Below are 12,397 nucleotides of genomic sequence, written 5' to 3' on the forward strand. Positions count from 1 at the left end.
TCGGAACGCTCTGCTTGATCAGAGTACGTATCCAGTGACGACTGGAAGGCTGCTGTCGATCGGCGCAAGACCGTCATCGGCGTAGCCGGTCAGACAGTCCCATCGATTGCCGGCACGGGCGATGACTCGCCGCTCGGCTCCGGGCAGCAGGTCGGATGGCTGCTCGTCGGGCTTTTCTTTGAACGCGGGCCGCGGCAGGCGAGCTTCACTGTCGTCGCAATCGCAACTTGTATCGACGAACATTTCGTCCCTCGGCGATCGGGCGCCAGTGAAACCTCAGTCCAACCAGCAAGATTCCAGGTTGCAGCTAGGCTTCGACTATTTGCTGGCCGGATCGTGGGGCGATCGCCGTTCGGCAACACGCTGGCGTTTGGAAGTCTCAGAGTTAGTCGATGATGGACGAATTCCACTTCGGGCCGGGGTTCACACTGGTTGTACCCTCTATAGCAATGAGCCTTCCTTCTCTTTGCTGTCCTTTCGAAGCGCAAGGTCCACATGGGTTGCCAGGAGGTCAGCTACCGCCTGTGCGGCGAACGGCAGCGGAGTATTGCCGGAAGAGATCAGGCATGCCGTTACATGGATCGGCGGATCTATCGTGATCAGCCTCAGACGGCCATGTCCCGGTATATCAGAGAAGACGACCCTCGGAACGATCACATTGCCGATGCCTGCATTGACCAGGGAGAGCGCACTGGCGAACGTGTCGACTTCCGCGATGCAATTGGGAGTCAAGCCGACCCCTTGGAACGCGCGGTCCAACGCGCTGCGAACTGTGTTGGGCCGTGTCGGCAGCACAAGAGGAAGGTGAGCCAGCCGCTCGAGCGAAATGGTATGCGTGACGTCTTCGGCAAACAGAGGTCCAACCAGCGATAGTGGCTGATGAAAAAGCGGCTGCCGGGATAGACCCTGGATAGGCTCATCTTCCAGAAGGAAGCAGAGATCGAGCGCACGGGATGCAATAAGCGATCTCATGCGCAGAATGTCACCTGCAACCAGACGGAGATGCACTTTCGGCAGAATCACCCGGCAGGCTTCCAAAAAGTCGTAAGCCCAGCACACCGCAAATCCCGATGACATACCAAGCCTTACCAGCCCTTCCGGTTCTCCCGCCACCGACCGGACGACGCGGCCCAGCTGCTCCACCTGCCCAATGATCGATGCCGCCTCACGATAGAAGATTTCGCCTGCGGCAGTTGGACGAATGCCGCGTTGACTGCGCTGGAGCAGTTCGACGCCAAGCTCAGCTTCAAGGGCGGTCATCTGCTGGCTGAGGGCAGGCTGCGCCACGTGCAGCATGCCTGCCGCCCCCGTAAAGCTACCAGCATCCACGATGCCCAGGAAATAACGGAGATGACGAAGTTGCAGGAAGTTAGGTGACATCAGTCGCGTTCGATTTCGCTCGGTCGATTCAAGCTTGATCAGGATATCCGGACTCGCCTATCAGCCCGGATATCGTGCCGGCACCGAACGACCAAACCTACCGATGAAGATCAGGCAATATTCCGGATGATACCATTGAGTGCGTCGTGAACCGCCTTGATGATGGTGGAGTTCAAGTTCAACAGCGTCGTGTGCTTGCTCATTGAGAGCTGAAACCGGAGCTGATCCATTGTGTCGTCCGGGTTCATGGTTGCGATACGTTCTCTCACATTGCGTTCCGATTGGGCAACGGATTGCCCAATCGAGCTGGTTATGCTGCCGAAATCCATTTCACCTCTCATTACTCAGCGAACTATTTCGCGGTGATGCCCCATCCATGTAGCATCAACGACTTCTGTCGCGCAATCTATTGCCTCGAGCAGCGCCTGCAGTACTTCGAACTGCCGCGTCGTGACGCCGCTATCGATGTCACGTTTCAGAGACCGCCTCCAGTTCTGGAGGTCTTCATTGATGGCAGCTCTGCTGGAGCCATCAACGTCGTTTAGCAGCTTCTTTTCCAGCTCAAGCACGATGGAATCCTCTTCACCGTTGATCATCCTCGGTTAACCACTCAGGGGCGCCTCGATAGAGCATGCGAAGGTTCGATTCTCCGACACGCACGATAAGTCCGTCGTGGTCGATGGCAGCAATCTTGCCGATGTGATCGATGCTGTCGCCCACTTTCAACTGCGCTCCGCTCTCAACCACAACGAAAGGTGCGCGGCCCAGGTGCACCCCTCGCACCGCGGGCAATACCATCAGCTCGCACCGCGACGCGAGCCGGATATAGGGCTTGAATCTTTCCTCGAACCGAGCGGCAACGTCCTTCCACTCATCGTATGTAGCCGAGGCCAGCGCTCCGGATACGGATACGACATCGGGCCTTACGGTGATGCGGATGGACCGACGGAGTTCTGCGGACGCCGCCCCCAGCAGAAAAGCGCGTGCGCGATCTGGTGTTGCCACTTCATCATTGGTCTTGTAGATGCCCGGGATGTCCTGCTGCAGACGACGAAGGGCCGCGTCTACTTTGGCATCGCTCCGACCGTACCCTATCACTGTGAGTTCGCCAGCACCTTCTACGCGAACGTGACCGTCGATATCAAACGCGTGTAAGATCGTAGCTGCGAGATCGATGAGCCTTGCGTCAGATAATTTGGCAGTGGCCGGTCGCTTTGCTGCAAGCTCAGCCGCACGCCTGGGGTCTTGCCAGCCAGACTGGCTCTTGTTGGTATTCTCTCCGGGCTCCAGGTCGATCGCCAGCTTGCCGGCAGTCGACGGAGTATTGACGTCGGGTGCAATGTCCAGCCCACGAAGATCAGCCGTCTGGGTCTCGATCGGTTGAATCCCCGGAGCGGCAGAAAGCGCCCGGGAGTGGAGCCGGTCCATCGCTGCCCAAGCGCCACCTACTATCACGAGAAGGCCACAAACCACTGCCCCAAGCCGCAATCGCCACGATATCCAGCCCACCGCGAGACGTGTTCGCCGGCTGCCCAAACCCAATGACTCAGTCGCATCTGAAGCGGCCCTTCTCGCATCCACCCCCTGGCGCTCGAGCACGGAATCCCCCTCAGGAAGGCCGAGCCCGGCAGGGCTGAGGCTAAAGATTGTGCGGCCAACACGAACCGGGGTAAACGGATCAATGAAAGTCGGAGTGTTGGTAGTGCACTCCCTACCGTTGATCAGCATGCCCGGTGCGAACGCAGTGATCTGGATTTTCCCCGACTCGTTAACGACACGAATATGCGACCCGACGAGTTCCGGATCGCCGAAGGTGAGGTCATCCGTATCATGGCTACCGATGAGCCACGTTCCCTCGCCCAGCCATGTCTCCGCGCCCAGGTTCGGCCCGGACAGGACGCGCAAAGTGAGCTTGGCCTGTTCACCGGTCAGAACATTCGTTTCCGTTGGCATGTTCGTCACTGCAACGCAATTCGCGCCAAGGGCTGGACGGAGATGTCGGGAGTAAGCTCCTGATAGGAGAGCACCGGGAGCTCGTACAAATCGGCCTCGACAAGCTTGCGGACGTATCGACGGATATCGATCGAGGTGAGTAGCACGGGCTTGTATGGCAGCGATTCAAGGATGCCGGCGGCATCTTTTATCCTGCCAACGATCTGTTGCGTGGTCTGCGGATCGAGAGCGAGATAGCTTCCGGCAGACGTCTGTCGAATTGACTTGCGCACAGTATCTTCCACCTCCGCCGTCAAAATGTAGGCCGGCAACAGATTCGTACCGGCACAATGTTGAAAGCAGATCTGCCTCTTGAGCGCACCACGCACATACTCGGTCAGCAGGACTGTATCCTTCTCATTTTGTCCCCATTGGACCAATGTGTTGAGGATAGCGCGCATGTTTCGCAGGGAAACCTGCTCCGAAACGAGCCGTTTCAGCACCTCCGCAATTTTTTGCAGAGGGACCAGGCGCAACGCCTCCTTCACGAGTTCCGGAAAGGATCCCTCCGCCTGTTTCAAAAGCGCTTTCGTTTCCTGGATACCGATGAACTCATCGGCGTGCCGACGTACGATTAGACCAACATGGCAGGAGAGAATCTGGGCTGATTCCAGATACGGGATGCCTGCCGCTCGCAGCGACTCGAGATGTGCGACATCAACCCAGACGGTCTCGATCTGAGGCAGAAATGACGGCTCTTCCGCGACACATGGAATGTCCACCATTTCGAGGCCCTCGGCAGTATCACGCGCCAGGACGTGTTGAGGCCGCAATCGTCCCGATCCGTATGGAACTTCATTTAGCCTGATAATATATTCGCCCTTGTGACAATCCTGGTTTATTCGGACATTGATCGCTGGAACCGGAACGCCAAGATCGAGCATCAGCGCCTGCCGCGTGGCCACCAACGCTTTATCAAGCACGTCCGGCTGGATCATCGTGTCGATATCCCGGTCAACGTCGATCATCAGGGGCACAGTAAGCATGATGCCATTGCCGCCTGCCTTGTTTGCCTCAGAGGCCTCAGTCGGACTCGTCGACAGCGCTCCCCCACTGAGTGGATGGCCGTGCGAGTCAGTGCGCAATAGCTGGCCACGACGCTGCAGCAGCCAGCCAGCCCCACCCACCGCTGCTGCCAAAACCATAAAAATCAATGTCGGGAAGCCGGGCACAAGGGAGAACAGGACGAGCATGAATGCGCCAACCATGAGTGCACGTGGTTGCGCACTCAGTTCATCGCCGATTGCATTGCCGAGGTCTGTGCTGTTGTCTTCGGAGCTTACTCTCGTGACGATAAATCCTGCCGTGATCGAGGTGAACAACGCCGGAATCTGACCGACGAGACCATCGCCAATGGTCAAGGTCGTATAGACTTCAAGCGCCTCCGAGAATCCCATTCCCTTTTGGAGTGAACCAATCGCGATCCCGCCAATGATGTTCACGATAATGCTGATCAGGCCTGCGATCGCGTCCCCTTTGAGGAACTTCATGGCGCCGTCCATGGCACCGTACAACTGACTTTCGCGCTCGATGGCAACACGGCGCCTGTGTGCCTCTCGCATATCGATGCTGCCGGCCCGCAAGTCGCCATCGACGCTCATCTGCTTTCCCGGCATGGAATCCAGAGAAAAACGTGCAGCGACTTCAGCAACGCGCTCTGATCCTTTGGTGATGACGACAAATTGTACAATTGTCATGATCAAGAAGGTAACGGCGCCTACGACGAGATTACCGGCTACGACAAAGTTACCGAAGGTCTTGATGATCTGGCCAGCTTCCGCATGAAGCAGGATGGTGCGAGTTGCCGCAATACCGAGCGCCAGACGAAACAGCGTTGCCAGCAAAAGCACCGATGGAAATGAGACGAATGCGAGTGGCGACCTGATGTAGACCGCCACCATCAGCAGAAGGGCTGCAATTCCCAGATTGACCGCTTGCAGCACATCCATAAGTACTGACGGAAGCGGAATAATCATCATGAAAACGATCGTGATCAGCAACGTCACCAGAACAATGTCGTTACGGCCGGTCGCGATGGTCAGCAGTTTGTCGAGTGGCTTCATCTGATCAACTTAGCGCGAGTTGCCCCGTGAAATGCCAGTCCATAGCCAGAGGCGCAACACGCTGCTGACGATGGCTTGCTCCGGCCCCGAGGCAGACTGCCGGCCCGCCTTCAAACCCAGAGTAGCAAATTTGAACCCTCCGCGCCGATTAGCTGCGTTCAAAGCCAACTCGCCCGGATCGCAACAGTGACTCTGATGTTTTTTCGATCGTCTGTCGGAAACCCGCAGTCTTTGGCCTAGATGACAGGCACACGCGATCGTGCCAGCGGGACGGTCGGTCGAGCGTATCGCCATCAGCCTACCCGCACGATCTGCATCGACGTAAACCGCAGGATCCGATGCACCATGGATGAGATCGACCTACTAGACCCGCCATATCCAACGCCTTATCGACGCTCGCCTGATCTCCTCCCCTAGCCTTCGCATCCCTGCAATTATTCGAACTCCAAGGCCGCCCCTGCTCGCGGCGTGTCCACGGCGGCCCTGTTATCGCAAACCTGCTCCGGCCTTCCCATCGCGGCATCGCGCAACGCGCGCGCCAGATGATCGCACTTATCGAATTGCTTGCCTGTTTGACGCATGATGTTGCATGCCTCGTCGCGAGCCTGCCGGGCCAGATCGGCTGCCGCGACCGCCTTCTCAATGTCCTTTTCGAGCAGCTGGTCGTGATCGTGCAGAGAGGTCATCTTTGCCTTCAGACCGACAAGATCGCCGAGAGCGACGGTTTCTCCGATGACGGAATCATAAAGGGCAGCTTCAAGCCGAACACGCTTTTGCCGCCAGGCGCGGTGATTTTTGGCGGCGGTCTCGACAGCAGCGGCAGCGTCCTCCAGGGCCAGCTGCCGCGCCCGGAGAATATCTTGCTGGCGATGATGCCGCAATTTGCGCAGCTCCAGGAGACGGGGCACGGCGTCCGAGATCATCCCACGCATGTTTCAAGCTCCTGGAGCGTGGCCTCGAAGTCCATCTGCTCGCTTGTCGATTGGCGCAGGAAACTCTGTATTTCGTTCCTTCTGGCGATCGCCTCATCCGCGAGTGCGTCGGTTCCGTTCTTGTATTCACCCACACGAATCAAGAGTTCGACCTCCTGGTATTTCGCCATCAACTCCCGCAGTCTCCGTGCCATGCTTTCATGCTGCGGAGCCACGATCATGCTCATGACGCGGCTGACGCTCGCAAGAATGTCGATGGCAGGATAGTGGTTCGACATAGCCAGGGCACGCGAGAGCACAATGTGGCCATCAAGGATCGAGCGCGTTTCGTCGGCGATGGGTTCAGTCATGTCATCTCCCTCGACAAGCACGGTATAGAAGGCCGTGATCGACCCGCGCGCATTGTTGCCCGCACGTTCCAACAGTTGCGGCAGTGTCGCGAACACGGATGGCGGGAAACCATGCCGGGTCGGTGGCTCACCCGCTGCGAGGCCGATCTCCCTGTGTGCCCGCGCAAAACGCGTTAGCGAATCCATGAGAAGCAGCACGCGTTTGCCTTGATCGCGAAACCATTCAGCTATTGCCGTGGCCACATAGGCCGCCTTGGCGCGCTCCATGGCGGGTCGGTCGGACGTCGCGACAACAAAAACCGCTTTGGTTCGTGATTGCGAGCCGAGCTGCGTGATGAACTCTTGCACCTCCCGTCCGCGCTCGCCGATAAGTGCTATCACCGCGACGTCAACGTCAGCGCCCCGTATGAGCATCGACAGCAGTGTACTTTTGCCGGCTCCTGCAGCGGCAAAGATACCGACGCGTTGCCCTTCCCCGCACGTCAGCAGGGCATCGATCGCCCGTATACCGACCGGAAGAACCTGATCTATGCTACGCCGGATTAGCGGATCTGGTGCGCTGCCATGAACCGGCACGTGGGCTTCTGCGATCATGGGCCCATGAGTGGTTGCATCCAGCGGGCGGCCAAGGCCGTCAAGCACCCGACCTAGCAAGTTCCAGCCCGCCGGCACCAGCAGGGCCTTGCTCGTCGGAATCACCTCCGTGAGGGTAGAAAGTCCCCGCATGTCCCCGAGCGGCGTCAGAACGGCAACATCGCGCTGAACACCGACGACCTCAGCGGTCAGTTCACGGTCATTCTTGGGATCGTGGAGTTCGCACAAATCCCCGATACGCACGCCAGGAGCCGTCGCACGGATGATTGTTCCAACGACTTGAAGGACGCGACCACGGACATTCATCGTCGGCGTTTGCTCGACCGCCCTGTTCGCGAGCCGGAAGAACCGATCGATGCTTTCATGCGAACAACCTACGGGATCTACCGCCGTCGACGGCTCGGCTGTCTCCGAGATCACTTCGACGCCTCCAGGCTTTTGCGAAGGCCGCTTTCGATCAATGTCAGCTGGCTTTCGATCGTCGCGTCGACCAGGCCGGCATCGGTCTCGAGAATACACCCGGCATCATTGATCCGCGGATCAGAAATCACTTCGACGACCGCGCGTGACGTGACCGCCGGGACTATCTCGTCGACCCGCCCGCGAACCGTCTCGACCAGCGACGGTGCCACTCGCAGCCGAACGACAGGGCTATGGCCCGCGACGCGCAGGCTTCGCAGTGCGATCTGCACCGCGGTCTCGTCTGGCGCCGTCGTGTCGATGATCCGGCGGGCGATCTGCAGGCCGAGGTCCACGATCCTTTCCTTGTTTTGCTCCATGACCCGCAGCGACTCTACGGCGATTGCGGCCAAGCGCTGTTGAATTGTCACTTGCGCTTCCTTGAGCCCGGCTTCTCTGGCGGCCGCTTCAATCCTGCTTGCGGACATGCGCGCTTCCTCAACAAGCGCCTCTGCATCGCGCTGCGCCTGGGTCAGCAGTTGCTCGGCGTGCAGGAGTGCCTGCGCGCTTGCCGCCGGCAAGATTTGCCCTGGTCCGAGAACACTGATCGTCTCGGACGTCAATCGAACCAGTGCGACCATGGAGCCATCCTTTTGCGGACCAACCGCCGCATCGCATGAAAGGCGTCCTCTCCAGCACTGTCGTTGCGACAGGCATTAGCCGCCACCGTCCAGATCGACGCAGGGCTGCGTAATCTCAGTCGTACCTGCAGTGCATGCGGGATGCAGCCCATTGCGAGGCCGAACATCGCAGCTGCGCAGTGGAGCAGTTCAGCAGGCCCGGTCGGCAGCTTGGAAGCGCCGATAGCCGACATCAGTCCGGCGGTCGGTCGTGGCAGCAGCGCGGCATCGAAAGCGAACGCGAAGGCGTCTTCTCCGAGGACGGAACGCGCTGCAACGACATCGGCGTTGCGAAGTTGCCCGACAAGACTGGGCGCCCCGGTCCACGCCGCAGCAAGGCACATGAGGCGCACGGCGTCCGATACCGGCAAAAATGCGAACCGGGTCCGCGGCGCCTGGCCAGCGGAGATGATGGCCGACGCCCCTCTATCTTGATCGCGAAGCAGCCGACTTCCAAGTCTCATTCGGATGAACGAATCTGTCCGTGCAGGCTCCCGCGGCAGCCATTCGGGCCAATCCTTGACTATAGCGTCATCGAAGTCGGCCGCGGGATCGGCGATGCAGCGCATCATCGCCCCCGCCCACGGCCTGTGAAGCCAGTTGTCCGAAATTGCCGCCGATTCTGTCGCGATCATCGCGGGATTGCTCGCTTGCATCGATCTATGGCGCCGCAGGATTTGTTGTGTGGCTCACACGCTTTCGCCACACGAGAAAGGCAAGAGCTGCATTGCAGATTAGCGATATCACCAGCCCAGCCACGAGTCCGACCAGGAGATAGAGCCGAGCACTGGCCTCGGCGGCGACGGGAGGCGCATCAAGTGGCGGCAAGTCGCTATCGCTTTGACTTGCCTCGACGAGCGTAACCGAGACGCCGTCGTACGATACGCCCTTCAAGCTATTTGCGACCAACTCCTTGATCTTCGGTACGATCTGATCAACGGCAGTACCAGCCTTATAGCGGACCAATACAGCAGCAGTTGAGGGAGCAGGTGGGACGCGATCGTCGATCGTATTTTCGGGCAGGACGGCATGGACGCGGGCACTGAACACGCCATCGATCCTGGAGAGCGTCTCCGACAATTCCTGCGTCGTGCCATGGATAAATCGCACACGCTCCTCCGTTGGCGATGACAACATACCCTCTTTCTTGAAGAGAGTGCCCAAGTCGGCAAGCCGATCGCGAGGCAATCCGGCGCCATCCAGTATACTCATGGCACGCGGCACGTCTTTCGTCGAAACAATCAGGGAGGCTCCCCCGTTATGCTCGGCCACCCGCTCGGCATCAATGCCGTGCCGCATCAGCAACGCGAGCATCTCGTTGGCGTCATGCGCCGGAAGATTGCGATAAAGCTCGATCTTTGCTCCGCACCCCGCCAACGCGAACGTCGCCAAAAGTATCAACGCGCGCTTCCACACCAACGTCACGCTCACATAACGGTTGTTCACTGGCTCTTCAGGAGAGTATCAAGGCTTTGCACGGCCTTCCCAACCACTTTCGACGCGATATCGTATTGCAGCGTCAGGGCTGACAGGGTGGATTGCGCGTTCAGCCACTCAATCGAACTGAACTCCCCGGAAGCATAGCTTTCCGCGACCCCGGCCGCGACGTTCGCAGCGTCGCCGAAAGAGGCGCTCAGCTTGTCCATTCCACTGAGGATATCGTCAGCCACCCGGACGCGACCAATCGGCCCCTCGTCGGTCGGGGCAAGACTAGCGCCCCCTGCAAGATCATTATTCGGTGATGACAGCACCGGCCGATCGAGCGCCGCACGAAAGGCCTCAACCGAGTCACTCGGCGCCCTTGATGCCGCCGGCCTCCCGCTGGCCGGCGACACGGCCTCAAGTAGCGCCACGATTCCATTCACACCGCTCATTGACTGAACCTCCTGTATGCACCTTCGCTGCACCACCTAACGCCGCAAAAAGCCCATCGAGCGCCTGATCGTCGAGAGGAAGACGCCGAAGCACAGCGTCCCGCTCGCTTAAGCGTCCAACAACCCCAAGCGCCAGCGCCTGAAATGCCATTCCATAGGGATCACTCGCGCGGGCAAGAGGATCGAGGCGCTCCAGCGCCGCTTCAACGTCGTTTGCCGCCAAGTCGACGAGCACGCGAGCCATGACGGCCTCCCGACCGCCCGGGGCGATAACGTCGATTCCCTTGGCAATCCGCTGCGCTCGCTCCACGTCGCTTTTAACACAAGCCAGAAACGCAACCTCGGTCAGGCACCGCAGGAGGCGACGCCGACTTTCCGGGGTGGCAAACGGGACCAAATCAGACATAACGACGAATAGTCCTTATACCGCTTTAAACCCGCCTCATCCGCCAGAATGCAATGAGACCCTCACCGGAGAGCTGCACTTGCTGCGGGCTGCGCCTCACTTCTGATACCGCTGAGCCTGTCATAAGCATTCGGATGAAGCTTTGCTTTCCAGCATGCCGTCGCCCACGACTAACTATTTGAGCAGTTCTAGTCCGCGGCACGATCGAGGGGAAATACCGTTCGCAGATGGAAGCATAGTGAATGCATATGGACGGCAACTCCGGACCAACGGAAGACCGCGCAAGATAAGGAGTAAGGCGATGGATACGGCAGACAACGCTGAGGCGGCGACCACTTGCTCGCAGAGGTCGCAACAGAGAGCGTCTCAGACAACGTCATAGACGGATATCAAGAGGAGCAGTCAGTTTCCAACTCACAAGCCGGTTCAAGGGACCGTCAGATAAAGGACTGAACCAGTTGGGGGCTAGGCGACGGGCCGCGACGCTCTTATGGTCGCCATCGCTTCCTACCCCAAGTGATCAGCTATCTCGTTTGGTGGCACTGACGTGGGCTATGAAGCTGTGGCGCCGGAGGAGACGGAGGGTTCGGCGCGGCGTTCTCGGCTCAGATCCGCCAACGCACTCCCGCTGGCGGCGAGAATGGCATCCAGATCTACAAATTGGGCCCTCTCGTTGCGAATCTACATTCACGTGAGATTCAAGCCATTCTTTGAGTTGCGCCCTTGGTCAACGACCTTTTCAGATGCAGCCCTCAAGCGGTTCCGGCGGAGTCTAGCGGATCGAGCGAGCGCCGACTAACAGGACACGCGCTCTGGACGACATTGGCACGTTCGCAGTTCTGATTCATGTAGTCGTGGCTGGCGCAATCTTGCGTTCGCTCGATACACACCGTCTGTTCATCCAAAATCGAGGCGAGGAATGACCTTGAACTGTAACCTCGCTTGCAAGCTTGAAGATTGCGAATTTCTTGCGTACGGCTCGCGAACAAACAGAGAGCCGACGTTCGGCCCGACCGAGTTCAAAGCGATCGAGATGCCCCGGGGTGCAGGTTCAGATGACACGACCCACGGATATTCTGGGATCTAGATATTAGGCATCGATGCTAGATCCCGTTCCTGCTATTGCAGAAAAACTTTAATGTCGTTCTGCTTGCCTGATGCCGTGGCCGTGGAGAGCGCCCATGGATACTGATGTTGATCTGGGGTCGGGCCGCGCTCGGCAGCGCGTTATGCCAGTGCATTCCGCGCATGAGACGTCCGTTGATTACTGTGTTGGCAGTTCGGCGGGACAAATGCTCCTATTCTTGCGGATACGGCATGTACTGTGATGCACCGAAGATCGATGTCCCGAGGCTTTCCTACGGCGTCGGCAAATCTCGCACCCAGCTTGAATCCCACGACCGCGGGTCGACAAATTGTGTTGAGGGCCCGGGTCGATCCGCCACAACCGCCCTTACCCACTGCTTAGACGTATTTGAAGTTGCTCCCGATTGGCGACAAGGTTGTCGGGGGAAGCACGCCTGGCGATTGGGCGCGCGCTAGCCTTGAAATGGCGGATAACCTGACGCTCGTCAGCTTATCGACAGCTGAGCTTTTTAGCGGTCGCGGTAGGGACACGGATTTCTCCGTGCCCCCCGCCCAGATCCGTACGTGCGGAACTACCGCATACGGCTCCTGCCTTGGGTCATGACGTATACCTTGGGTTGGGATGCGGATGACATGCGCGG

The 12,397-nt window shown here is 58.8% G+C and carries 13 protein-coding genes; all 13 read right to left on the reverse strand.

Annotated elements, in window-relative coordinates; translation table 11 throughout:
* Positions 1-18: 18 nt before the first annotated feature.
* The 13 genes from AC1VNY_RS26350 to AC1VNY_RS26410 all read right to left on the reverse strand — a co-directional run bounded on the left by AC1VNY_RS26350 (position 19) and on the right by AC1VNY_RS26410 (position 10,508).
* Complete coding sequence (locus tag AC1VNY_RS26350; RefSeq protein WP_482407388.1) at positions 19-243, reverse strand: hypothetical protein; 225 nt, start codon at positions 241-243, stop codon at positions 19-21.
* A gap of 198 nt (positions 244-441) precedes the next feature.
* Complete coding sequence (locus AC1VNY_RS26355) at positions 442-1,380, reverse strand: LysR substrate-binding domain-containing protein (RefSeq protein WP_482407389.1); 939 nt, start codon at positions 1,378-1,380, stop codon at positions 442-444.
* Between the two features lie 110 nt (positions 1,381-1,490).
* On the reverse strand, positions 1,491-1,709 hold the full coding sequence (locus tag AC1VNY_RS26360) for an EscF/YscF/HrpA family type III secretion system needle major subunit (RefSeq protein WP_482407390.1): 219 nt from the start codon (positions 1,707-1,709) through the stop codon (positions 1,491-1,493).
* 15 nt (positions 1,710-1,724) lie between these two features.
* The gene (locus tag AC1VNY_RS26365; protein WP_482407391.1) at positions 1,725-1,976 is read right to left on the reverse strand and encodes an EscE/YscE/SsaE family type III secretion system needle protein co-chaperone; all 252 of its coding nucleotides are present in this window, start codon (positions 1,974-1,976) and stop codon (positions 1,725-1,727) included.
* Positions 1,963-3,333: an FHA domain-containing protein gene (locus AC1VNY_RS26370; protein ID WP_482407392.1), complete on the reverse strand. Its 1,371-nt coding sequence runs from the start codon at positions 3,331-3,333 to the stop codon at positions 1,963-1,965. The genes AC1VNY_RS26365 and AC1VNY_RS26370 overlap by 14 nt, the downstream gene beginning before the upstream one ends.
* A 5-nt stretch (positions 3,334-3,338) precedes the next feature.
* Positions 3,339-5,435: a type III secretion system export apparatus subunit SctV gene (gene sctV, locus AC1VNY_RS26375; protein WP_482407393.1), complete on the reverse strand. Its 2,097-nt coding sequence runs from the start codon at positions 5,433-5,435 to the stop codon at positions 3,339-3,341.
* Positions 5,436-5,869: 434 nt separating this feature from the next.
* A complete protein-coding gene (sctO, locus tag AC1VNY_RS26380) occupies positions 5,870-6,367 on the reverse strand; it encodes a type III secretion system stalk subunit SctO (RefSeq protein ID WP_482407394.1) in 498 nt (165 codons plus the stop codon).
* Positions 6,355-7,731 carry a type III secretion system ATPase SctN gene (sctN, locus tag AC1VNY_RS26385; protein ID WP_482407395.1) on the reverse strand — a complete coding sequence of 459 codons (1,377 nt, stop codon included), beginning with the start codon at positions 7,729-7,731 and terminating at the stop codon, positions 6,355-6,357. Before sctN ends, sctO begins: the two co-directional genes overlap by 13 nt.
* The gene (locus AC1VNY_RS26390) at positions 7,728-8,351 is read right to left on the reverse strand and encodes a FliH/SctL family protein (protein ID WP_194456212.1); all 624 of its coding nucleotides are present in this window, start codon (positions 8,349-8,351) and stop codon (positions 7,728-7,730) included. The genes sctN and AC1VNY_RS26390 overlap by 4 nt, the downstream gene beginning before the upstream one ends.
* A complete protein-coding gene (locus AC1VNY_RS26395; RefSeq protein WP_482407396.1) occupies positions 8,330-9,025 on the reverse strand; it encodes a hypothetical protein in 696 nt (231 codons plus the stop codon). Before AC1VNY_RS26395 ends, AC1VNY_RS26390 begins: the two co-directional genes overlap by 22 nt.
* Positions 9,026-9,050: 25 nt before the next feature.
* Positions 9,051-9,836: a type III secretion system inner membrane ring lipoprotein SctJ gene (sctJ, locus tag AC1VNY_RS26400; RefSeq protein ID WP_482407397.1), complete on the reverse strand. Its 786-nt coding sequence runs from the start codon at positions 9,834-9,836 to the stop codon at positions 9,051-9,053.
* The gene (sctI, locus tag AC1VNY_RS26405; RefSeq protein WP_482407398.1) at positions 9,833-10,264 is read right to left on the reverse strand and encodes a type III secretion system inner rod subunit SctI; all 432 of its coding nucleotides are present in this window, start codon (positions 10,262-10,264) and stop codon (positions 9,833-9,835) included. The genes sctJ and sctI overlap by 4 nt, the downstream gene beginning before the upstream one ends.
* Positions 10,230-10,508: a hypothetical protein gene (locus tag AC1VNY_RS26410; protein ID WP_482407399.1), complete on the reverse strand. Its 279-nt coding sequence runs from the start codon at positions 10,506-10,508 to the stop codon at positions 10,230-10,232. The genes sctI and AC1VNY_RS26410 overlap by 35 nt, the downstream gene beginning before the upstream one ends.
* Between the last annotated feature and the right edge of the window lie 1,889 nt (positions 10,509-12,397).

Source organism: Bradyrhizobium ferriligni (assembly GCF_056837965.1).